Annotated in this window: 24 protein-coding genes and 1 tRNA gene; 15 read left to right on the forward strand and 10 right to left on the reverse strand. The window is 71.3% G+C overall.

Annotation, left to right across the window (positions count from 1 at the left end; all coding sequences use genetic code 11):
• Positions 1 to 14: 14 nt before the first annotated feature.
• The 5 genes from HNR15_RS03130 to HNR15_RS03150 all read right to left on the reverse strand — a co-directional run bounded on the left by HNR15_RS03130 (position 15) and on the right by HNR15_RS03150 (position 4,124).
• Entirely contained in the window at positions 15 to 662 is a 648-nt protein-coding gene (locus HNR15_RS03130; protein ID WP_179479059.1) for an SAF domain-containing protein, read from the reverse strand.
• Complete coding sequence (locus HNR15_RS03135) at positions 659 to 1,498, reverse strand: S-methyl-5'-thioadenosine phosphorylase (RefSeq protein WP_179479060.1); 840 nt, start codon at positions 1,496 to 1,498, stop codon at positions 659 to 661. The genes HNR15_RS03130 and HNR15_RS03135 overlap by 4 nt, the downstream gene beginning before the upstream one ends.
• Positions 1,499 to 1,601: 103 nt before the next feature.
• Positions 1,602 to 1,994, reverse strand: a complete 393-nt coding sequence (locus HNR15_RS03140) for an FmdB family zinc ribbon protein (RefSeq protein ID WP_179479061.1) — start codon at positions 1,992 to 1,994, stop codon at positions 1,602 to 1,604.
• A gap of 22 nt (positions 1,995 to 2,016) precedes the next feature.
• A complete protein-coding gene (locus tag HNR15_RS03145; protein WP_179479062.1) occupies positions 2,017 to 3,561 on the reverse strand; it encodes a potassium/proton antiporter in 1,545 nt (514 codons plus the stop codon).
• Between the two features lie 26 nt (positions 3,562 to 3,587).
• The gene (locus tag HNR15_RS03150; RefSeq protein ID WP_179479063.1) at positions 3,588 to 4,124 is read right to left on the reverse strand and encodes a 5-formyltetrahydrofolate cyclo-ligase; all 537 of its coding nucleotides are present in this window, start codon (positions 4,122 to 4,124) and stop codon (positions 3,588 to 3,590) included.
• Between the two features lie 87 nt (positions 4,125 to 4,211).
• On the opposite strand from HNR15_RS03150, the gene galU reads away from it, so the two are divergent.
• From galU to HNR15_RS03190, 8 genes are all read left to right on the forward strand, one after another.
• Positions 4,212 to 5,156: a UTP--glucose-1-phosphate uridylyltransferase GalU gene (gene galU / locus HNR15_RS03155; protein ID WP_179479064.1), complete on the forward strand. Its 945-nt coding sequence runs from the start codon at positions 4,212 to 4,214 to the stop codon at positions 5,154 to 5,156.
• A 21-nt stretch (positions 5,157 to 5,177) separates the two neighbouring features.
• Entirely contained in the window at positions 5,178 to 6,368 is a 1,191-nt protein-coding gene (locus HNR15_RS03160; protein WP_179479065.1) for a molybdopterin molybdotransferase MoeA, read from the forward strand.
• A 1-nt stretch (position 6,369) separates the two neighbouring features.
• Complete coding sequence (moaC, locus tag HNR15_RS03165; protein ID WP_179479066.1) at positions 6,370 to 6,846, forward strand: cyclic pyranopterin monophosphate synthase MoaC; 477 nt, start codon at positions 6,370 to 6,372, stop codon at positions 6,844 to 6,846.
• Positions 6,839 to 7,315, forward strand: coding sequence for a MogA/MoaB family molybdenum cofactor biosynthesis protein (locus tag HNR15_RS03170; protein WP_179479067.1), 477 nt, complete (start codon positions 6,839 to 6,841; stop codon positions 7,313 to 7,315). Before moaC ends, HNR15_RS03170 begins: the two co-directional genes overlap by 8 nt.
• A complete protein-coding gene (locus HNR15_RS03175; RefSeq protein WP_246305878.1) occupies positions 7,312 to 7,935 on the forward strand; it encodes a GNAT family N-acetyltransferase in 624 nt (207 codons plus the stop codon). The genes HNR15_RS03170 and HNR15_RS03175 overlap by 4 nt, the downstream gene beginning before the upstream one ends.
• A 56-nt stretch (positions 7,936 to 7,991) precedes the next feature.
• Entirely contained in the window at positions 7,992 to 9,005 is a 1,014-nt protein-coding gene (locus HNR15_RS03180) for a hypothetical protein (RefSeq protein ID WP_179479068.1), read from the forward strand.
• A gap of 76 nt (positions 9,006 to 9,081) precedes the next feature.
• Positions 9,082 to 9,300, forward strand: coding sequence for a DUF6199 family natural product biosynthesis protein (locus tag HNR15_RS03185; RefSeq protein WP_179479069.1), 219 nt, complete (start codon positions 9,082 to 9,084; stop codon positions 9,298 to 9,300).
• A 48-nt stretch (positions 9,301 to 9,348) separates the two neighbouring features.
• Positions 9,349 to 9,424 (forward strand) — tRNA-Ala (locus HNR15_RS03190).
• A 71-nt stretch (positions 9,425 to 9,495) separates the two neighbouring features.
• On the opposite strand, the gene HNR15_RS03195 is transcribed toward HNR15_RS03190, so the two are convergent.
• Positions 9,496 to 10,236, reverse strand: a complete 741-nt coding sequence (locus HNR15_RS03195) for an SDR family oxidoreductase (RefSeq protein ID WP_179479070.1) — start codon at positions 10,234 to 10,236, stop codon at positions 9,496 to 9,498.
• Positions 10,237 to 10,327: 91 nt separating this feature from the next.
• Here HNR15_RS03195 and HNR15_RS03200 point away from each other — a divergent pair, with 91 nt between their 5' ends.
• Complete coding sequence (locus HNR15_RS03200) at positions 10,328 to 10,891, forward strand: TetR/AcrR family transcriptional regulator (RefSeq protein ID WP_179479071.1); 564 nt, start codon at positions 10,328 to 10,330, stop codon at positions 10,889 to 10,891.
• Here the strand turns inward: HNR15_RS03200 and HNR15_RS18085 are convergent.
• The 3 genes from HNR15_RS18085 to HNR15_RS03210 all read right to left on the reverse strand — a co-directional run bounded on the left by HNR15_RS18085 (position 10,882) and on the right by HNR15_RS03210 (position 12,164).
• Positions 10,882 to 11,184, reverse strand: coding sequence for an SDR family oxidoreductase (locus tag HNR15_RS18085; protein ID WP_246305879.1), 303 nt, complete (start codon positions 11,182 to 11,184; stop codon positions 10,882 to 10,884). The two genes, HNR15_RS03200 and HNR15_RS18085, sit on opposite strands and share 10 nt — an antisense overlap.
• A gap of 96 nt (positions 11,185 to 11,280) precedes the next feature.
• The gene (locus HNR15_RS18090; protein ID WP_246305880.1) at positions 11,281 to 11,826 is read right to left on the reverse strand and encodes an SDR family NAD(P)-dependent oxidoreductase; all 546 of its coding nucleotides are present in this window, start codon (positions 11,824 to 11,826) and stop codon (positions 11,281 to 11,283) included.
• Between the two features lie 68 nt (positions 11,827 to 11,894).
• Complete coding sequence (locus HNR15_RS03210; RefSeq protein ID WP_179479072.1) at positions 11,895 to 12,164, reverse strand: DUF805 domain-containing protein; 270 nt, start codon at positions 12,162 to 12,164, stop codon at positions 11,895 to 11,897.
• An 83-nt stretch (positions 12,165 to 12,247) separates the two neighbouring features.
• Between HNR15_RS03210 and HNR15_RS03215 the strand changes: the two genes are divergently transcribed.
• Genes HNR15_RS03215 through HNR15_RS03225 form a run of 3 tightly spaced genes read left to right on the forward strand, consistent with a single transcriptional unit; the run spans position 12,248 to position 14,827 of the window.
• Positions 12,248 to 12,790 carry an HAD-IIIA family hydrolase gene (locus HNR15_RS03215; RefSeq protein WP_179479073.1) on the forward strand — a complete coding sequence of 181 codons (543 nt, stop codon included), beginning with the start codon at positions 12,248 to 12,250 and terminating at the stop codon, positions 12,788 to 12,790.
• 13 nt (positions 12,791 to 12,803) lie between these two features.
• Positions 12,804 to 13,289, forward strand: a complete 486-nt coding sequence (locus tag HNR15_RS03220; RefSeq protein ID WP_343048398.1) for a PH domain-containing protein — start codon at positions 12,804 to 12,806, stop codon at positions 13,287 to 13,289.
• Positions 13,286 to 14,827: a PH domain-containing protein gene (locus HNR15_RS03225; protein ID WP_179479075.1), complete on the forward strand. Its 1,542-nt coding sequence runs from the start codon at positions 13,286 to 13,288 to the stop codon at positions 14,825 to 14,827. Before HNR15_RS03220 ends, HNR15_RS03225 begins: the two co-directional genes overlap by 4 nt.
• 194 nt (positions 14,828 to 15,021) lie before the next feature.
• Here the strand turns inward: HNR15_RS03225 and HNR15_RS03230 are convergent, their stop codons facing one another.
• Positions 15,022 to 16,683 (reverse strand): dolichyl-phosphate-mannose--protein mannosyltransferase, encoded by a 1,662-nt coding sequence (locus HNR15_RS03230; protein WP_343048399.1) that lies wholly within the window; start codon positions 16,681 to 16,683, stop codon positions 15,022 to 15,024.
• A 134-nt stretch (positions 16,684 to 16,817) separates the two neighbouring features.
• On the opposite strand from HNR15_RS03230, the gene rsmI reads away from it, so the two are divergent.
• The 3 genes from rsmI to HNR15_RS03245 all read left to right on the forward strand — a co-directional run bounded on the left by rsmI (position 16,818) and on the right by HNR15_RS03245 (position 20,523).
• The gene (rsmI, locus tag HNR15_RS03235) at positions 16,818 to 17,690 is read left to right on the forward strand and encodes a 16S rRNA (cytidine(1402)-2'-O)-methyltransferase (protein ID WP_179479077.1); all 873 of its coding nucleotides are present in this window, start codon (positions 16,818 to 16,820) and stop codon (positions 17,688 to 17,690) included.
• Positions 17,691 to 17,858: 168 nt separating this feature from the next.
• On the forward strand, positions 17,859 to 19,652 hold the full coding sequence (gene metG, locus HNR15_RS03240) for a methionine--tRNA ligase (RefSeq protein ID WP_179479079.1): 1,794 nt from the start codon (positions 17,859 to 17,861) through the stop codon (positions 19,650 to 19,652).
• A gap of 13 nt (positions 19,653 to 19,665) precedes the next feature.
• Positions 19,666 to 20,523: a TatD family hydrolase gene (locus HNR15_RS03245; protein WP_343048400.1), complete on the forward strand. Its 858-nt coding sequence runs from the start codon at positions 19,666 to 19,668 to the stop codon at positions 20,521 to 20,523.
• The last annotated feature ends 7 nt before the right edge of the window (positions 20,524 to 20,530 follow it).

Raw genomic sequence — 20,530 nt, forward strand, 5'->3', positions numbered from 1 at the left:
TCCCGGCGCGTGCTTCAGGCCGCGGGGTGCAGCACGACGGTCAGTTGGGTGTCGGCAGTCCGTGAGGTCACGGTCTCGGCAGCGATCCGCGCGGCGACCGACGTCGGGGCGCTGACCCAGATCTCACCCGATGATGTGCTGGGCGCGGTCGGGGCCTGAGTGACCAGGAGCACCGGGAGGTCCGCACCCACCGACCCTGTCGCCCCCAGCACGTCGATGCGGTCACCCGCGCGCAGCAGCCGGGTCAGCATCGGGTCGGCGACCGGCACGGACACCACGACGTCACCGGCGCGTACGCCGGGCCATCGACGACCGGTGCGCACCCGGGAGGCGGTCACCGGCTCGCCTGCGGCGATCACACCGGTGGTGACCGATCCCTGGGCCGCCGAGCGAGGGAGTGCTCCCGCAAGGCCGGCTCCGGCGGGCCAGGCACGCTCGCGCAGATCGCCCGGCTCCACGACGTGGCCTGCCGGCAGCTCGTGCGCAGCGACGATGATCGAGCCCGATGCGGCGGCGGGTCCTTGCAGCGCACCCCACCCGAGCAGGCCGGCGACCAGCAGCAGGCCGGCGCTCGCGACGCGGCGACCACGGGCACGCCGCCACGCAGCAGCACGGCCGGGTCCGCGCCAGGCCGGTGGCAGCAGGGCGTGCACGCGGTTCACGGCAGGGTGAAGGGCAGCGACAGTCCGTCGAGCGCGCGGCGGCAGCCGCACGTGGCGTCTGCGTCGGAGACGGCCGCGGGCATCCGGGCGATGGTGTCCATCAGCAGCGACTTCAGCCCCTCGATGTTGCGCTCGAAGACGCGCAGCACCTCGGTGTGGCTGACGGCCTCGCCGGAGTCGACCCCGGCGTCGAGGTCGGTGACCAGGCACACGGAGGTGAAGCACATGGCCAGCTCCCGCGCGATCGCAGCCTCCGGCATGCCCGTCATACCGACCACGCTCCACCCCGCGGCCTGATGCCACAGGGACTCGGCCCGGGTGGAGAAGCGCGGGCCGTTGATGACGACCATCGTGCCGCCGTCGACCAGGTCGAGTCCTGGCGCGGCGGAGTCCGGCGAGCCCAGCACGGCCGAACGCCCGTGCGGGCAGTACGGATCCGCGAGGCTGACGTGCACCACGGTGCCCGGCTCGTCGTAGACGGTCTGGTCGCGGCCGTAGGTGCGGTCGACGACCTGGTCGGGGACGACGACGGTGCCGGGCCCCTGCTCGCGGATCAGCGAGCCGACCGCGCACGGCGCGAGCACCTGACGCACCCCGACCGACCGCAGCGCCCACAGATTGGCGCGGTAGTTGAGCCGGTGCGGCGGGTAACGGTGACCCTGCCCGTGCCGGGCGAGGAAGGCGACCCGCCGACCGCCGACGTCGCCGATCACGATGTCGTCGGTCGGGTCGCCGAACGGGGTGGTCACCTTGACGTGCTCGGTGTCCTCCAGGAAGGAGTAGAAGCCCGAGCCGCCGATGACGCCGAGGTCGGCAGGGGCTGCAGCTGTAGTCATGGCCGCACGCTATCCACCGTGCGCCGCCGCCCGACCGGTCGGGCGGCGCGGTGTGGGCAACCGGGCGCCCGCGGCGGGGGTGTGGAAAAGGGGCGCGAGCCGGTCAGGAGGCGGGCTTGGAGCCCGCGCTGCTGCCGGAACCGGAGGAGGACCCCGTGGAGCCGGTGGAGCCCGACGCGGGCTTCGACGAGTCGGAGGACCCTGAGGACGAGGAGGACGAGGACTCCTTGGACTTGGCAGTGGAGGCATCGGACGACGTGCTGCCCTCGGAGGAGCTGCTCGAGGCGCTCGCGGAGCTGGTCGACTTCTTCTTGTCGGCGTCGCGGCTGTCGTTGCGGTAGAAGCCCGAACCCTTGAAGACCACGCCGACCGAGCCCCACACCTTGCGCAGGTTTCCGCCGCAGTTGGGACAGATGCTCAGGGCGTCGTCGGTGAAGGCCTGCGAGATGTCGAACGCGTGACCGCAGTCCTTGCACGCGTATGAGTAGGTGGGCACGGGCGCCAAGTCTAGGAGAGCGCTACGGCGTGCCGGACCCGCGGGCCCGCCAGTCCGCGAGGCGGCCGCCCTGGCTCACCGCGCGTACCCGCCGGATGGTGGCGCCACGCGTGGCGGCCGTGGTGACCAGCAGGAGCTGGTCGCTGCGCCGTAGGACGGTACGGCGGTCGGGGACGAAGCTGGCGCCCTCGCGCACCACCATGGTCACGTTGGCGCCCGGTGGCAGGCGCAGTTCGTGCAGTTCCACGCCGTGCAGCCGGGAGAGCGGGCCCACGCGCACCTGCAGCATCTCCGCGTGCAGGTCCTCCAGCGGGGTGGACTCCACCTGCATGTCCAGGGCCTGGGTGTCCTCGATCAGTCCGAGGCGCCGGGCGAGCGCCGGCAGGGTCGGGGCCTGCAGCAGGGTGAAGACCACGACGAGCACGAAGACGAGGTCGAAGATCCACTCGGTGCGGGGCGTCCCGAGCGTGAGCGGGACGGTCGCGAGGACGACGGGGACCGCGCCGCGCAGGCCGGCCCAGGACAGGAAGACCTGCTCGCGCCACCGGAACCCGAACCACGACATGCTCGCCACGATCGAGGCGGGACGGGCGAGCAGCAGCAGGACCAGCCCGATCACCAGGGCCGGCACCAGCTGAGCCTCGAGCCGGGAGGGGGAGGCCAGCAGTCCCAGCAGCACGAAGAGGCCGATCTGGGCCAGCCACCCCAGCGCCTGCCCGAACCCGAGCACCGCCTGCCGGTGCGGCAGGTGCAGGTTCCCGAGCACCAGCGCCGTGAGGTAGCAGGCGATGAAGCCGCTGGTGTGCGCGAGCGTCGCGCCGGCGTAGGAGAGCACGCAGATGGCCACGATGCCGATGGAGAACAAGCCGGACGACCCGACGCCGGCGCGCCGGATGAGCCGGCCGAGACCCCAGCCGAGCAGCAGTCCGATCACGGCCCCGCCGGCCAACTCGAAGACGGCCGTCAGCACCACGGTCCACCAGGCACCCCCCGACTGCCCGGGGGTCGCGGCCTCCGCGAGGGCGATCACGATCAGGACGACGGGCGCGTCGTTGAAGCCGGACTCGGCCTCCAGGACACCGGTGAGGCGGTGCGGCAGCGGCACGTTGCGCAGCACGGAGAAGACGGCGGCGGCGTCGGTGGAGGACACGATCGCGCCGAGCAGGAAGCTGATCTGCCACGACAGGTCGAGCAGGAAGTGCGATGCGACTCCGACGACGGAGATCGAGACCACCACGCCCAAGGTGGAGAGCAGGGCGGCCGGCGCCACGGAGGATTTGATGGTCGACCACCGGGTCGTGAGCCCGCCCTCGGTGAGGATCAGGACCAGCGCGGTGTAGCCGAGCACCTGCGTGAGCGTCGGGTCGTCGAAGCGGATACCGAAGCCGGCCTCCCCGATGGCCACGCCGATCGCCAGGTAGAGCAGCAGGGTCGGCAGCCCGGAGCGGTTCGCGAGGCGCACCGCCGCCACCGAGACGAGGAGCACCAGGGAGCCGACGAGCAGGGCGATGGCGAGTTGGTGCGGGCCGAAGGAGTCGATCGCCGTGGAGCCCCCCGACGTCGGCATGCGGGTCTCCCTTCAGCGGCGAGTCGTCATTCTGTCAGGTGTCGTACCCCTGCCCGGGGTGTGAGCACGGCGTCCACGGCCAGGTCGTGGGGCTCGCTGGGTACGACGTCCGCCAGCTCGTCGTCGTAGACCACGGCCAGCGCGAGTGACCCCGGCGAACGCCGATGCAGGGAGCGGTCGTAACTGCCCCCGCCCTGTCCGAGCCGCATGCCGCGGCGGTCGACCGCTAGGGCCGGGACGATCAACAGGGTCGCCTCGGCAACGTACGACGGGTCGTGAGCGTTCCCGTCCTCCCATCCGAGATCGTTGTCCGGCAACAGGATCGGCACCATCACCCGCCATCCGGCCTGCTCCAGCAGCGTCCTCATGGCCCTGGTGGGCGGTTCGGTCGGCAGCGCGGAGTACGTCGCGGCGAGACCCGGCAGCCGGTCGCCCAGCAGGTCCCGCAGGTGCCCGGCGAGTGCCGCGTCGTCCTCGGAGCGCTCCTGAGCGGGGCGTGCGCGACGGCCGGCGCGGATCAGCGCCCGGGCCGCACGTTTGTCCTGGGGGAGTTCACGCCACATGGGGCCCAGTCTGCCGACCCGCCGGGCTGGACCGGGGCTCCGGGGAACGCGTCACCCGCCCCGAGGGCGAGCCGTTAGCCTTCGGGCATGACGGCACCCCACAAGACCGACGTGCACAAGGCCGTGATCCCCGCGGCCGGCCTCGGCACCCGGTTCCTGCCTGCCACCAAGGCGATTCCCAAAGAGATGCTCCCGGTCGTGGACAAGCCGGCGATCCAGTACGTCGTCGAGGAGGCCATCCGCGCCGGATGCGACAACATCCTCACCATCACCGGTCGCAACAAGTCCGCCATGGAGAACCACTTCGACCGGCACTGGGAGCTCGAGCAGGCGTTGGAGCGCAAGGGCGACGAACTGCGCCTGGACCGGGTGCGCAAGTCGGCCAACCTCGGCAATGTGCATTTCATCCGCCAGGGCGAGCCGCTCGGCCTCGGCCACGCGGTGCTCTGCGCGAGACCGCACGTGGGTGACGAACCGTTCGCCGTGCTGCTCGGCGACGACCTCATCGACGAGACCGAGGACCTGCTGGAGCGGATGATCGCGGCGCGCGGCACGTACGGCGGTTCCGTCGTGGCGCTCATGGAGGTCCCCGAGGACCAGGTGCAGCTCTACGGCTGCGCTGACGTCGAGCCGATCGAGGGCGAGCGGGACCTGGTCCGCGTGAAGTCCCTGGTGGAGAAGCCCGAGCCGGGCGAAGCGCCGAGCAATCTGGCGATCATCGGTCGCTACGTGCTCGACCCGGCGATCTTCGACGCGTTGGAGAGGACCGAGCCGGGGCGCGGCGGTGAGATCCAGCTGACCGATGCGATGCTGAAGCTGACCGACCCGGGCGTGCCCGGCGGCGGGGTGACCGGCGTGATCTTCCGCGGCAACCGCTATGACACCGGAGACCGGCTGGACTATCTGAAGGCCGTGGTGCGGCTGGCCGCCCGCCACCGTGACTTCGGCGACACCTTCCGGGACTGGGTGCGCGAGTGGGCGGCGTCCGACGAGGCGGCGGGTAAGGCCGAGCACCGCCTCATGGAGCATTGAGGCGACTTTCGGGTCGAGGCCATGCGTAGCGTCGAGGATCACCGCCGGCACCTGCTCGATCAGGTCAGGTCGCTCGCGCCCCGCCGCATCCCGGTGCTCGCACCGGAGCTGCTGGGGTCGGTGCTGGCCGCCGATGTCGTCTCCGGTGCCGCCCTGCCCGGTTTCGACAACTCCGCCATGGACGGATACGCCGTTCGCGCTGCCGATGTCGCCGACGCACCGGTGACCCTTCCGGTGGACGGCGACATCCCGGCCGGTGACACCCGGTCGTCGGTGCTGCAGCCGGGCACCGCCTGGCGGATCATGACCGGCGCGCCCGTGCCCGCCGGCGCGGACAGCGTGGTGCAGGTCGAACTGACCGACGGCGGCACCCATCAGGTGCGCGTCGAGCACGCCGTCGCGCCCGGCACCGCCGTACGCCGGCTCGGTGGCGACGTCCAGAAGGGCGACGTGGTGGCGTTGGCCGGCACCAGGATCGCGCCGTGGCACATCCCGGCCATCGTGTCCGCCGGGCACGCCGAGGTGGAGGTCATTCCCCGACCGCGCGTCGGGATCGTGACCACCGGCGACGAACTGCGCCCCGCTGGGAGCGATCTGGCATACGGGCAGGTCATCGACTGCAACGGCCCGATGCTGGCCTCGCTGGTGACCGCGCACGGCTTCGCGGTCGGTGCGGTCCGCGCGGTCGGCGACGGGGGACCCGAGACCCGCGCGGCCCTGACATCGCTCGCGGGGGAGGTCGACGCCATCGTGACCTCCGGCGGAGTGAGTGCGGGCGCGTTCGAGCCCCTGAAGCTGGCCTTCGCCGACGACTTCGAATTCACCCAGGTGGCGATGCAGCCGGGCAAGCCGCAGGGGTTCGGGATGCTGGGGGACGTGCCGGTGTTCTGCCTGCCCGGCAACCCGGTCAGCTCCCTCGTCTCGTTCGAGGTGTTCGTGGCGCCGGCGCTGCGCAGCATGGCCGGTCGGCCCGATGCCGCGCGCAGCGTCCGCGCGACGGTGCAGACCGGGTGGTCCTCCCCGCCCGGTCGCGCACAGTTCGCCCGGGTCGTCCTGGATCACGATCGGCGCATCGTGTCCTCCGGGGGCCAGGCATCGCACATCATGGGCGGGCTCGCGCACGCCAACGCTCTGGCGGTGGTGCCCGCAGAGGTCACCCAGGTGCACGAGGGTGATGTGCTCGAGGTCATCCCGTTGATCGGCGGCGCCTGACATGGACCGGCTGACCCACCTCGACGACGCCGGCGACGCCCGGATGGTCGACGTCTCGCAGAAACCGGTGACGGCGCGCGTGGCGCAGGCACGTGGTCGGGTCCTGTTGTCGCGCGCGGCGATCGGTGCGTTGCGCGACCGGACCGTGCCGAAGGGCGACGCCCTGGCCGTGGCGCGGATCGCGGGCATCCAGGCCGCCAAGCGCACCCCGGAGCTCGTGCCGCTGGCGCACCCCGTCGCCGTGCACGCCGTGTCGGTGAGCCTGGTGGTGCGGGACGACGGCGTCGACATCGAAGCCGAGGTGCGCACGGCCGACCGCACCGGCATCGAGATGGAGGCGCTCACCAGCGTGTCCGTGGCGGCGCTCGCGCTGGTCGACATGATCAAGGCCGTCGACAAGCACGCGCGGATCACCGATATCCGGGTAACGGCGAAATCCGGTGGCCGCTCCGGTGATTGGAGCGAACAGGATGCCTAGGGCGTTGATCATCACCTGTTCGGACCGGGCCTTCATGGGCGAGTACGACGACCGCTCCGGTCCGCTGCTCGTGGCCGCCGTGCGGGAGTGGGGGTTCGACGCGGACGAGGCGCTGATCGTCCCCGACGGTCCGCCGGTGGGGGATGCTCTGCGGGCCGCCGTCGCGGACGGGGTGGATCTGGTCCTCACGACGGGCGGCACGGGCCTGGCGCCGTCGGACCACACGCCGGAGGAGACGGCAGCACTGCTCTACCGCCGGGTCGCCGGTATCCCGGAGGCGCTGCGCGCGGCCGGCGTGCGCAAGGGGGTCGCGTCTGCGGTGCTGTCACGGGGACTGGCAGGAGTGGCCGGCCGCACGCTGATCGTCAACCTCCCTGGCTCCACGGGCGGGGTGCGGGACGCGATCGAGGTGCTGCGGGACGTCGTGCCGCACGCGGTCACCCAGGTGCACGGCGGTGGTGACCATTGAGCGACCGGCCGTGGCCGATCGCGATCGCCGGTGATTGGCGCGGGATGCGGATCATGTTGCGACCGTTGCGTGCTCGGGCCGACCGGGCCGAGTTCGTGCAGTTGCGTGCGCAGAACGCCGCCTGGACCAGGGAGTGGGACTCCACGTCGCCGATCCAGCAGGCCCCCGTGTCGTTCGCGCAGATGGTGCGCCAGCAGGACCGGCTGGCGGCGCGCGGTGAGCTGTTGCCGTTCGCGGTCGCCGTCGACGGCGAGCTGGTCGGCCAGATGCACCTGTTCAACATCGTGCGGGGCGCGCTGCGGTCCGCGGGGGTGGGCTACTGGATCTCGCAGCGGTACGCCGGGCGCGGCATCACGCCGTACGCGCTCGCGACCGCGATCGATCACGCCTTCGGCACCGTCGGACTGCACCGGGTCGAGGTCAACATCCGCCCCGAGAACCACTCGAGCCTGGCGGTCGTCCGCAAGCTCGAGCTGCGTGACGAGGGGCTGCGCCGGGCCTATCTGCACATCAACGGCCAGTGGCGCGACCATCGCACGTTCGCGGTCGTGAGGGAGGACCTCGCCGCGGGCGAGACGATGGTCGGGAGGCTGCGGGCGACGTATCCGGAACCGGTCTGACGACACACCGACGGTGCTGCGGTGCAAGGCTTTCCGTACGCCGTAGCGTCGCCCTCGTGGACAACCCGAGCAGCCTCATCTTCGTTGCGATCGTGGTCGTCTGGGCCGGTTGGCTGTTGCAGCACCAGATCCGCCGCCGGCAGGTGCTCCTGACGGCGCGCACCGTCGAGACGTTCTCCGACGCCATGCGGGTGCTGGAGCGCCGTACGCCGGTCACCGTCGATGCCTCTGACTCGCACGCTGCCGAGCGCACCTCGCTGCGCGCCGGCACCGTGATCCACGGTGAGCACCCCGTGCACGATGAGCCGCAACTTCCCGCACACCATTCGAACGAGGTTGCCATGTCTGCGGATTCGCCCATGACGGACAAGCTCCACCACGTGCTCGACCGGGCACGCACCGTGGCGGGTCAGCGCCGTACGCGCGGCATCGCGTTCCTCGTCGCCGCCGGCCTGCTGCCGCTGACGCTGCTCCTCGTGGTCGCCGGGGCCGTGTCCTGGCTCGCGATCGTCGCCTCGCTGATGCTGCTGGGTGCAGTCCTGCTGTGGCTGCGCGCCGAGACCGTGGCCGAGCAGCGCCGTGCGGGCCACGATGCACCGGCCGTGCGTCGTACGACCCCGCAGTCGCGACCGCAGCAGCCGCGTCAGGCCGCGCAGCCGGTGCGCCGCCGGCGCCCCGTCGCCGAGCGCCACGACGACGAGACCCACGTGGAGTTGATCCGCTGGGACGACGTGCCGTTCGACGCCCAGCCCGCGCCGGTCCGTGCCCAGCAGGCTCCCGCGGCGCGGACGAATGAGAGCGTCGAGGTTGAGAAGGTCGCCACACCGACCGTCGATGCCCCCGAGTCGCCCGTGCCCGCCGCGTCTGTGACAGCGCAGAGCGCCCCCGACGGCACCTGGTCGCCGGTCCAGGTGCCCAAGCCGACCTACACGATGAAGGCCAAGGCGCCCGAGCGTGCTCCCGCCGCACCCGCGTCCTATGAGAACGTGCCGGTGCAGGAGCTGCCCTTCGACGGGATGGCGCTCGACCCCGAGGTCGAGGAGCTGCCCTCGGCCTTCCGCGCCGGCTGACCCGCCCTACCTGGGGTTTCGCTGGGAACGGCTGCGTCCGGGCTCAAGACCGTTGTGCTTGCTCTAGGTTCACCTCATGCACTGGTTCATGATCCCGTTCTTCATCCTGTTCTTCGGCATCGCCCTGTGCAACGTCATCGCGCCAGAGGCCACCTGGCGACGCACCCGTGCGTGGCAGTACAAGAACCCCGGAGCGGCCGAGCCCAGCGCGGCCGCGTTCAAGGTGCAACGCATCAGCGGGGCGGTCGCGATAGTGGTCGGGGTCGTGATTCTGGTCGTGACGCTCAGCAGGTGAGCCGGTTCGGCGGATGGGGCGCGCGGTGTTAGAGTTTCGCTTGCTTTTGGGGCTGTGGCGCAGTTGGTAGCGCGTCTCGTTCGCAATGAGAAGGCCAGGGGTTCGAATCCCCTCAGCTCCACCAGTGGCAGACCCCGTCAGGTCGGCGCGACAGCGTCGGGCGGCGGGGTCTGATTCATTTTCCGGACCCGGTGATCAGCCCTGCGACGTGGGTCGGATGGTCAGGTCGCCGATCTCCACGTCGTCGGGCTGCTCGATGGCGAACGCGATGGCGCGGGCCACTGCGGCGGGGTCGATGCCCAGCTCGGCCATCCGTCGCCGCATCTGCTCCCGGATCTCGGGGTCCTCCACGGAGTCGACCAGTTCGGTGCGCACGAACCCCGGCGAGATCGAGGTGGTGCGCAGGACGCCGTCGGTGGACTCCTGGCGCAGCGCCTCGAGCAGTGTGCGGACCGCGTTCTTGGTGCCCGCGTAGACGGCCTGGGTCGGGGCGATCTTCAGACCCGAGGTCGACACCGTGGTCACGAGATGACCGCGCCCCTGTTGCCGGAAGACGGGCAGCGCGGCGGCGATGCCGTGCAGTACACCCCGCACGTTGATGTCGATCATCGCGTCCCACGAGTCGACATCGAGGTCGGATACCGGTGCGGTTCGGGCGATTCCCGCGTTGCTGACCAGGACGTCGAGCCGTCCGAACGTCTCGACGGCGACTGCGACCAGTCGCCTCAGGTCGGCGCGTCGGGTGACGTCTGTCGCCACGATCTGAGCGCGCCCTCCATCGGCGCGGATCCGCCCGGCCAGCACCTCCAGGCGGTCGGTGCGTCGGGCACCCAGGACGACCGCCGCGCCGCGTCCGGCCAACTCCAGCGCCGTCGCCTCGCCGATCCCGCTGCTCGCGCCGGTGATGGCCACGACCTTGCCGTCGATCCCGCTCATGCCTGCCTCCAGCTCTAAACTGACACCTGTCCGGTTGATGGCAGCGTAACGGACATTTGTCCGTTTAGCTCGAGTCCCGAACGGGGAGGCCATGCCAGCACGCACACCTCGTGCGGACGCGGTCGTCAACCGTGCTCGCATCGTCAGCTCCGCACGCGCGGCGCTGGTCGCGTCGGGCGGATCCGTCGACGGTCTGCGGCTGCAGGCCGTCGCCAAGGACGCGCGGGTGGGGCAGGGCACGCTCTACCGTCACTTCCCGACCCGGGAGCACCTGGTCGCCGAGGTGTACCGGCAGGAGATGGGCGACCTGGTGCAGACGGTGCCCGCGCTGCTCGCCGAACACCCGCCGCTGCGCGCGCTGGAGCTGTGGCTGGACCGTCTCCTGGAGTACGCGCGCGTCAAACGCGGCGTCGTCGCGGCGATCGAGGCGTCGGCGTGGCAGGACCTCTACGCCGACAACGAGAAACGGCTGGACCACGCGCTGCAGACCCTGCTCGACGAGGGCGCGGAGGCCGGCGACGTGCGCGAGGATGTCGACGCGACCGACGTCATCCTGCTGCTCGGTGCCCTGTCGCGTGTGCCCGAGGGGGAGTGGGTTGCCCGCGCTCACACCCTGGTGACGGTCATCCTCGACGGCCTGCGCCGCTATCGGTAGTCCTCCACGGGCATAGGCGCTGCCCCGTCCCCGGCGGTGCGGCGGGCCAGGTAGCCCCAGCAGTCCGGGCGCGACCCGTCGGCGTCGGTCACGCCGTACGCGTCCGAGAGCTGGCGGGCGGTGACGATCTGACCGGACCATCGGTCGACCCCCGGATCGGCGGCTGCCGCCGCGACTCCGCGCGCGACGTACGTCGGGGACTCGGAGATGGCGAAGCCCGGCTCCTTCGCCAGGGCGTCACGCCATTGCTCCTCGGTCACGCCGAACCCCTCGAGCATCGCTTCGGAGCGCAACCAGCCGGGTGTGACGCCGATGGCCGTGACCGGCTCCTCCCGCAGCTTGAAGGTGAGGCCCTTGACGATGCGTTCGACGGTGGCCTTGACCAGGTCCTAGTAGAAACCGACGCCCTCGCGGAACGAACTGTTGAACTGCGCCGTGCCGTCGGTCATCTCCACCACCAGCGCGCGTACGCCGGTATCGCGCGCCGTGCGCAGCATCAGCGGCAGTGCGTGGTGGCTGGTGATCAGGTGGGTGTCGACGCCCATCCGCAGCATCCGCAGGCCGCCCGCCAGGTCGTGCTCCCACAGCGGGCGGTCCCACTGCGCGTAGCGGTCGCCGCCGAAGATGTCGTTGACGAGCACGTCGAGGCGGCCGTGGTCCTGCTCGATCTCGCGCACCAGCGCCTGCACCGCGTCCGGATCCTCGTGGTCGACCACCACGGCGCGCCCGGTGCCGCCGGCCGCGTACATCGCCTCGGCCGTGCCCTCGATGGTCTCGGGGCGGTCGATCTCCGAACGGCCGGACGCCCGGCTGCTGCGGCCGGTCGCGTAGACGAAGGCGCCCGCGCGCGCCAGTTCGACGGCGATCGCCCGGCCGGCGCCGCGGGTGGCCCCGGCGACCAGGGCGACCCGGTCGGTCAGCGGTCCGTGCTCCATGGGGTGCTCCTGCCGCGCGACGCTCGGGCCCCTTTGCTACCGCAGTCGGCGCGGCGCCGCAACGGCGCTCAGTAGCGCTGGGGCGCCCGGCCCGCTCCGCCCCGCAGGTACTCCAGTTCGCGCTCCGTCGGCGACTTCTTGAACGCGAAGACGAAGAACATGATCACGTTGAGGATCGGGACGAGCCCGATGAGGACCCACCAGCCGGAGTAGCCCGAACGGCGGATGATGCGCACGATCGCCCAGATGTAGAACACCAGAACGATCAGGTAGACCACGCCCGCACCGATGAACACGCCGCTGGCGATGTGGAAGTCGTTCGTGTTCTCGGTGTCCATGACGCCCCTCGGTCAACCCGCGCAGATGTGGTGTGGCCGAAGGTAATACACCGGTCGCGTCGGCGGTGGGGGAAGATCTGCAGGTGTCGACATCCCGCCCGGAAGCCGTGCTCTTCGATCGTGACGACACGCTCATCGCGAACGTCGCGTACAACGGCGACCCGGCCCTCGTCGTGCCCGTCCCAGGTGCGCGAGAGGCCCTCGACGCCGTACGCGCGGCCGGCCTGCGCACCGGCGTGGTGACCAACCAGTCGGCCATCGGGCGCGGGTACATCACCGAGGCCGACATGCGGGCCGTCAACGACCGCGTCGAAGAACTGCTCGGGCCGTTCGACACCTGGCAGTTCTGCCCGCACACGCCACAGGACGACTGCGCGTGCCGCAAACCGCGGCCCGGCATGGTGCTCGCCGCTGCCGCGGCGCTCGGGGTCGCGGCGAGTGCATGCGTGCTGATCGGCGACACCGAGGGCGACATGTCGGCGGCGCGCGCGGCCGGTGCCCGCGCGATCCTCGTGCCCGGACCGGCGACGACGCAGCAGGCCGCCCGCGCGGCGTCGGCCGTCTGCGCAGACCTCGGCGAGGCCGTTCGTCTGGCGTTGCGCGGGTCGGCGAACGAGGAGCCGTGAGAAAGTTTCCCGTGTGGATCAGCTGAGGGAGCCGAGACACCTGGTGGCGCCCCGCGCGAAGGCCATGTGGGCGACGCAGTACGGAGTCGCGGGGGTCGTCGTGCTTGCCGTGGTGGTGGTCCTGGCGTGGACCGGCGCCATCACCGGGGTGTGGCGTTACGTCGCGTGCGCGGCCGCTGCGCTGCTGGCCGTGGTCGGGATCTGCGTGGTGCCGTTCTGGCGCTACGCCGTGCATCGCTGGGAGATCACCGACACCGCCGTCTACACCCAGCGCGGCTGGCTGGTGCGCGAGCGGCGCATCGCGCCGGTCTCCCGGGTGCAGACCGTCGACACCGAGCGCGGCCCCATCGACCAGCTGTTCGGCCTGACCACCGTCACGATCACGACCGCGTCGGCCAAGGGCGAGCTGCGTATCGAGGGTCTGCGGCGCGGCGACGCCGAGAAGGTCGTCCGCGACCTCACCACCGCCACAGCGGCCAGTCCCGGCGACGCGACGTGACGGCACCGGGCGGTGTCGGGTACATCGCGGACATCCCCGAGGACGGCGTCTGGCGGCGGCTCAGCCCGCGGATGCTGCTGATCCACCCGGTCCGGGAGATCATCCGCTTCCTGCCCGCCCTGGTCACGGTGGTCTTCGCCGGTCGCAGCGGCGGACAGAACTGGTGGGGGCTGATCGTCACGGCGGTCGCCGTCGGCGCGGGGGTCGCCCGCTGGCTCACGACCCGCTACCGGTTCACCGACAGCCAGGTGCAGCTGCGCTCCGGGCTGCTGCGGCGTACGACGGTCTCCGCGCCGGCCGACCGGGTGCGCTCGGTCGACGTCACCGCGTCGATCCTGCACCGTGCGCTCGGCCTCGCGGAGGTGAAGATCGGCACCGCCGCCGGTGAGAAGGAGATGCGGCTCAACGGGCTGACCACGCGGGAGGCGGCCGACCTGCGAGCCGACCTGCTGCACCGCAGCCGGGCCGGGGGCGTCGAACTGTCCAAGGAGCCCGGGCCGGTCGAGCCGGAGCGGCAGCACGACGACGGTGCGGACGTCGAGCTCTATCGGCTCGATCCGTCCTGGCTGCGGTACGCGCCGTTCGGCCCGAGCGGGCTGGTCGCCGCCCTGGCGATCTTCGGTCTGGCCAGCCAGGTCGTCCAGGACACCGGGCTCGACCCGACGCGGTCGGGGGCCCTGCGCGATGTGAGCGGGGCGGTGCTGCGCGCCGGGACCGTGCTCGCCGTCGCCGTCGGCGTGCTCGTCCTGCTCGTCGTCGTGGTGCTGCTGTCCCTGCTCGCGTACGCGCTGGCGTTCTTCGGTTTCCGGCTGACCCGCAGCCGTGGCGGGGAGACCCTGCACGTCGCCCGCGGGCTGCTCACCACCCGCGCCGTGTCGCTGGAGACCCGGCGGCTGCGGGGGATCGAGCTTCACGAACCGATCCCGCTGCGCTGGGTCGGGGGCGCCCGGCTGCGGGCGGTCACCACCGGCCTCAAGGGCGACGATCGCGGAATGAGCGCGATGCTGGCCCCTCCGTCGCCGACCGCTGTGATCGCGCGGACCGCAGGCCGGGTGCTCCGGTTGCCCGGAGAGCTGCGGATCCCCCTGCGACAGCACGGCGTTGCGGCCCGTCGCCGGCGGTGGGGTCGGGCGTTCGGAGTCTCCGTCCTCGTCGCGGCCGTCCTCCTCGTGGTGGCGTGGTGGATGTCCTCGTGGTGGTGGGTGGCGCTGGCCGTGCTCGCGATAGTGCTGGCCTGGCCGCTCGCGGTCAGCCGCTCGACCGCGCTCCGCCACCAGGTCACCGACCGTTTCGTGGTCGGCCGGTCCGGTGCCGTGCGCCGCACGACGTTCGTGATCGAGCGAGGCGGGGTGGTCGCTCTGACCACGCGGCAGTCGCTCTTCCAGCGTCGGGTGGGCGTCTGCTCGGTGATGCTCGCGACGGCCGCCGGCAGCGGCTCCTACGAGATCCTCGATGTGACCACCGACCGTGCGGACGAGGTCCTCGACGAGGTGAGCGGCGGTCTGTCGCGCCAGTTCCGCGCACGGCCCGCGAACTGAGCCTTCCGTGCGGTGACTCGTCTGCGGCCGTGCCGGTTCCGAGGCGGCTTGGACGAGGATCGCTGCAGCCGGCCCCCGCTGCCGGCGTCACCCGCGTTGGTTGTCGGCGGATCGGTCACTTTCCTGCACCGGCGCCACGGGCCGACGTGGGTTGTCGGCGGATCGGTCACTTTCCTGCGTCGGCGCGCGGGTCCTCAGACCCAGCTGGGGAACCACATCCGCCACTGCCAGTGCGTCTGCGGGATGACCTGGCCGGTCCAGATGGGCCAGAAGAAGATGAACAGTCCCGTCACCAGGAGCAGATAGCCGCCGACGGCCACCTTGCCGAAGAGCACCCGGCGCGCGTCAGCCGTGACCGGCCCCAGCATCAGCCCCAGCACGAAGACGCACGCGAGCACGACGTACGGGGAGAAGACCACGCTGTAGAAGGTGAAGATGGTCCGCTGCTGGTACTGGAACCACGGGAACCAGCCCGCTGCGACACCGCCCCAGATCGCACCGGCGCGCCAGTCGCGGCGTAGCAGCCAGCAGAAGAGCAGCACCGCCAGCGCCACCGTGCCGAACCACCAGATGCCGACGTTGCCCAGTGAGGTGATGGCCTTGCTGCATTGCGCCGCGCCGCACTCGTGCGGGGGCGGGCTCTCGTAGAAGAACGACGTCGGGCGGGTCTGCAGCATCCACGACCACGGGTTCGACTCGTACGGGTGCGGCTGCGTGATCGACAACGCGGCCTTGTACATCTCGACGTTGTACTCCCACAGCGAACGCAACGGATCGGGCAGCCACGCGAAGAGGTGACTGTCGGGTGAGATGCCGTCGTTCTTCACCGCCGGGTTGTTCACCGCCCATTGCCGGTCGTAGGCGTCCGGATGGGTGAACCACCCGATCCAGGTGATCAGATAGGTGCCGACGGCGACCGCCACCATGTAGACGGCGGCGGGCAGCGCGTCCTTGAGGAACGTCGCGCTGATCCAGCGGCGTACGCCGACGCTGCGCCGGGCGCCGACGTCCCAGAGCACCGACATCACGCAGAAGACCGCGAGGTAGTAGCCGCCGGACCACTTGGTGGCCACGTCCAGACCCAGGCACACGGCAGCGACCCAGCGCCACGGCCGCCAGCCGAGCCACGGTCCGGCCAGGTCGTGCGCGTCCCAGGTGCCGGCGTCCTTCATCGCGGCGACCTTGCGGGCCAGGATGCCGCGGGTGCGGGCCCGGTCGGCGAGCAGCGCGACGAACCCGGCGAGCGCCCAGAACATCACCATGATGTCGAGGATCCCGGTGCGGGACATGACGAACTCGCTGCCCTCGAAGCACAGCAGGAGCGAGGCGACGGTGGCGAGCAGCGGTGACCGGAAGAGGTGCCACGCGGCCCGGCCGACGAGATAGATGCTGAGCGTCCCGGTCACCGCGACCGCGAACCGCCACCCGAACGAGCTGTTGATGCCGAAGAGCGACTCCCCGAAGCCGATCAGCCACTTGCCCATCGGCGGGTGCACCACGAAGTCCGGGTTCACACCGTAGATGTGCGGATTGCCCATCGTGAAGAGGCTGTCGGGGTTGTTCGTGATGCCGGTGGTCTTGTCCTGCTTGCGCTCGTACCCGAAGCGCATGAGGGACCAGCCCTCTTTGACGTAGTACGTCTCGTCGAAGATCAGCTGGTGGGGGCGGCCGACGTTCCAGAACCGCAGGATCCCGCCGACGACGGTCAGCATCGCCGGGCCGAGCCAGCCCCAGAGCTTCTCCTGCGCCGTACGCGGTCGCCCGAGCAGCCGTCGGCGCAGCTGCTCGGTGGTGCTGAGGGCCCGGGTCGGCGCCAGGCGGGTACGCCGCGGCGGACGCACGAGCGTCTGGATCACGGGTGACCTCCCTGCCACGTCGCTGCGCACCGCGGTCCGCCACCGGTTGGCAGGGCCGCCGCAGGGAGATTAACCGACGGGGCTGCGTCACGCCGTGTCTGCCACGGCCCGGTCGCCGTGCCAGGGTGGCGTGCGTGACTGGAGCACTGGTGCTGGCCGCCACCCCGATCGGCGATCCGCGCGACGCCGCCCCACGGCTCGGCGCGGAACTGACCACCGCCGACGTGGTCGCCGCCGAGGACACCCGCCGCCTGCGGCGGCTCACCGACGACCTCGGCATCACCGTCGGCGGCGCGATCGTGAGCTACCACGAGCACAACGAGGCGCGGCGTACACCGGAGCTGGTCGAGCGGATCGCGGGCGGCGAGCGGGTCGTGCTCGTGACCGACGCCGGGATGCCCTCGGTGTCCGACCCCGGCTACCGCTTGGTGGTGGCCTGCGCCGAGCGGGGGCTCGCGGTGACCTGCGTGCCCGGCCCGTCGGCGGTGCTCATGGCACTGGCGGTGTCGGGCCTGCCGGTCGACCGGTTCTGCTTCGAGGGGTTCTGCTCCCGCAAGGCCGGTGAACGCGCCCGCCAGTTGGCCGCATTGGCCGGCGAGCGCCGCACGATGGTCTTCTTCGAGGCGCCGCACCGGTTGTCCGAGACGCTCGCCGCGATGGCCGACGCGTTCGGCGCCGACCGGCGCGGTGCGGTGTGCCGTGAGCTCACCAAGACCTACGAGGAGGTCCGCCGCGGCGGGCTCGGTGAGTTGGCGCGGTGGGCCGCGGACGGCGTCCGCGGGGAGATCACCGTCGTGGTCGACGGCGCCCCGCAGGTGCAGGTCACCCTTGAGGACGCTCTGCCGCAGGTGCTGGGGCTGGTGGCGGACGGCGTACGACTGAAGGACGCGTGCGCGAGCGTCGCCGACCGGACCGGGCTGTCGAAGAAGGCGCTGTACGACGCCGCGGTCGTGGCCAGAGGACAGAAGGCGGCGCCGGTGGTGCCCGAGATGCCGGAGCCCCGCTGACCCCGCGTTCGCGGTAGGTGCACGGTTTGCGTCTGTGGCCAGGGCGGCAGCACTGGCCACAGACGCAGAACCCCCACATCGTCGTACGACGCCCTGCGCTGACTCAGCGGGCGCCGCCGTTCGGGCTGAGGAAAAGCGGTGGCCCGCCCTCCCTAGACTTACCCGGTCATGAAGATCCTGTCTGCAGTCGCCTGGCCGTACTCGAACGGTCCCCGCCACATCGGTCACGTCGCCGGTTTCGGGGTGCCCGCCGACGTCTTCAGCCGGTACATGCGGATGGCCGGGCACGACGTGCTCATGGTCAGCGGCACCGACGAGCACGGCACGCCGATCCTGGTGCTCGCCGAGCGCGAGGGCGTCACGGTGCGTGAGATCGCCGACAAGTACAACGCGGTGATCGCCCAGGACCTGACCGATCTCGGGCTGTCCTACGACCTGTTCACCCGCACCACCACCGTCAACCACTACACCGTCGTCCAGCAGCTCTTCGAGTCCATCGACGCCAACGGCTACTTCGTGGAGCAGACCACCCGCGGCGCGATCAGCCCGAGCACCGGGCGCACCCTGCCCGACCGCTACATCGAGGGCACCTGCCCGATCTGCGGATATCCCGACGCACGCGGCGACCAGTGCGACAACTGCGGCAACCAGCTGGACGCCACCGACCTGATCGACCCGCGCAGCAAGATCAACGGCGAGACGCCGGAGTTCATCGAGACCCAGCACTACTTCCTGGACCTGCCGGCGCTGGCCGACGCGCTCGGGGAGTGGCTGGACGAGCGCGAGGCCAGCGGGGAGTGGCGGCCCAACGTCATCAAGTTCAGCCAGAACATCCTCGCCGAGATCCGGCCGCGCGCGATGACCCGCGACATCGACTGGGGCATCCCCATCCCGCGGGAGGGGTGGGAGTCCAAGCGCTTCTACGTGTGGTTCGACGCCGTCATCGGCTACCTGTCGGCCTCGATCGAGTGGGCACGCCGGCTGGGGGAGCCCGACCGCTGGCGGGAGTGGTGGAACGACCCGGCCGCGCGGTCGTACTACTTCATGGGCAAGGACAACATCGTCTTCCACTCCCAGATCTGGCCCGCGGAGATTCTCGCCAACAACGGCAAGGGGACCCGTGGCGGACAGCCGGGGGAGTACGGCGAGCTCAACCTGCCCACCCAGGTGGTGTCCTCGGAGTACCTGACGATGGAGGGCGCCCAGTTCTCGACCTCCCGAGGGCACGTGATCTACGTGCAGGACATGGTCGCCCGCTACGGGCCGGACGCGCTGCGCTACTTCATCAGCGCCGCCGGTCCGGAGACCCAGGACTCCGACTTCACCTGGGTCGAGTTCGTGCAGCGCAACAACTCCGAGCTGGTCGCAGGCTGGGGCAACCTGGTCAACCGCACCGCGTCGATGATCGCCAAGAACTTCGGCGAGATCCCGACCCCCGCCGCGACCGAGCCCATCGACGAGGCCCTGCTGGACGGCGTACGCGGTGCGTTCGCCGAGGTCGGCCGCCTCATCGAGGCGCACCGGCAGAAGGCGGCGCTGCAGGAGGCCATGCGGTGGGTGCGCGAGGCGAACAAGTACGTCACCGACACCGAGCCCTTCAAGCTCAAGGGCGATTATCAGCGTGACCGGCTCGCGACGGTGCTGCACACCCTCGCGCAGGTGGTGAGCGACCTCAACACGATGCTCGCGCCGTTCCTGCCGCACAGCGCCAACGTCATCCACCGGGTGCTCGGTGGGACGGGTGAGTTCGTGCCCATGCCTCGACTGGAGCAGGTGCGCGACCTCGACGAGCCCGAGCGCGGCTACCCGGTCATCACCGGCGACTACTCCGCCACGCCTCGCTGGGAGCGTCGCGCGATCGTGCCGGGTGCGCCGGTGCCGAAGCCGGCGCCGGTCTTCACCAAGCTCGACCCGAGTGTCGTCGACGACGAACTGGCCCGGCTGCAGGGCGAACTCGCGTGATCGGTCGTACGCCGTGAGCCGGGGTCACGAGGCCGGCTCGCGCGGCGGGCCGCCGCCCGCGCCCGACCGGCTGCCCGTCGCCGTGGTCGACAACCACACGCACTGGGACATGGCGCGCGACGGCGAGAGCCCGCCCGACATCCCGCAGGCCATCGCCGCGGCGCGGGCCGTCGGGGTGGACCGGTTCGTGCAGGTCGGCTGCGACGTCGAAGGTGCCCGGTTCACCGCGCGGGTCGTCGAGCAGTACCCCGAGCTGGTGGGCGCTGTCGCGCTGCACCCGAACGAGGCGCCGCGGCTGGCCGCCGAAGGCACCCTGGACGATGCCCTCGCCGAGATCGCCGCCATCGCCGCGCACCCGCGGATCCGGGCGGTCGGCGAGACCGGGCTGGACTACTACCGCACCGACGAGGTCGGTCGCCCGGCGCAGCAGGCGTCGTTCCGTGAGCACATCGAGCTCGCCAAACGCCTCGGCAAGGCGCTGCAGATCCACGACCGGGACGCGCACGACGATGTGCTGGCGATCCTCGCCGAGCAGGGCGCGCCGGACCGCACGGTGCTGCACTGCTTCTCCGGCGATGTGGCGATGGCGCGCGAATGCGTCGAGCAGGGCTACTTCCTCAGCTTCGCCGGCACGGTGACCTTCAAGAACGCGCGTGACCTGCGCAACGCGCTCGCGGTGACCCCGCTGGAGCACCTCCTGGTCGAGACGGACGCGCCGTACCTCACCCCCTCGCCGTACCGCGGGGCGAGCAACGCGTCCTACCTCGTGCCGCTCACCGTGCGGGCGATGGCCGGCGTCCTCAACGTCGACGTCCCGACGCTGGCGAAAGCGTTGTCGGACAACAGCGAACGGGTCTACGGGCCCTGGTGACCGGCTG

Source organism: Allobranchiibius huperziae, from assembly GCF_013410455.1.
GTDB lineage: Bacteria > Actinomycetota > Actinomycetes > Actinomycetales > Dermatophilaceae > Allobranchiibius > Allobranchiibius huperziae.

Excerpts from the sequence above, each read along its gene's own strand:
- HNR15_RS03200 (WP_179479071.1), top strand. The coding sequence starts at position 10,328 with ATGCCAGCACGCACACCTCGTGCGGACGCGGTCGTCAACCGTGCTCGC.
- HNR15_RS03210 (WP_179479072.1), bottom strand. The coding sequence starts at position 12,164 with ATGGACACCGAGAACACGAACGACTTCCACATCGCCAGCGGCGTGTTC.
- HNR15_RS03160 (WP_179479065.1), top strand. The coding sequence starts at position 5,178 with ATGCGTAGCGTCGAGGATCACCGCCGGCACCTGCTCGATCAGGTCAGG.
- HNR15_RS03135 (WP_179479060.1), bottom strand. The coding sequence starts at position 1,498 with ATGACTACAGCTGCAGCCCCTGCCGACCTCGGCGTCATCGGCGGCTCG.
- moaC (WP_179479066.1), top strand. The coding sequence starts at position 6,370 with ATGGACCGGCTGACCCACCTCGACGACGCCGGCGACGCCCGGATGGTC.
- galU (WP_179479064.1), top strand. The coding sequence starts at position 4,212 with ATGACGGCACCCCACAAGACCGACGTGCACAAGGCCGTGATCCCCGCG.
- HNR15_RS03170 (WP_179479067.1), top strand. The coding sequence starts at position 6,839 with ATGCCTAGGGCGTTGATCATCACCTGTTCGGACCGGGCCTTCATGGGC.
- metG (WP_179479079.1), top strand. The coding sequence starts at position 17,859 with ATGAAGATCCTGTCTGCAGTCGCCTGGCCGTACTCGAACGGTCCCCGC.
- HNR15_RS03145 (WP_179479062.1), bottom strand. The coding sequence starts at position 3,561 with ATGCCGACGTCGGGGGGCTCCACGGCGATCGACTCCTTCGGCCCGCAC.
- HNR15_RS18090 (WP_246305880.1), bottom strand. The coding sequence starts at position 11,826 with ATGGAGCACGGACCGCTGACCGACCGGGTCGCCCTGGTCGCCGGGGCC.
- HNR15_RS03195 (WP_179479070.1), bottom strand. The coding sequence starts at position 10,236 with ATGAGCGGGATCGACGGCAAGGTCGTGGCCATCACCGGCGCGAGCAGC.
- HNR15_RS03150 (WP_179479063.1), bottom strand. The coding sequence starts at position 4,124 with ATGTGGCGTGAACTCCCCCAGGACAAACGTGCGGCCCGGGCGCTGATC.
- HNR15_RS03185 (WP_179479069.1), top strand. The coding sequence starts at position 9,082 with ATGCACTGGTTCATGATCCCGTTCTTCATCCTGTTCTTCGGCATCGCC.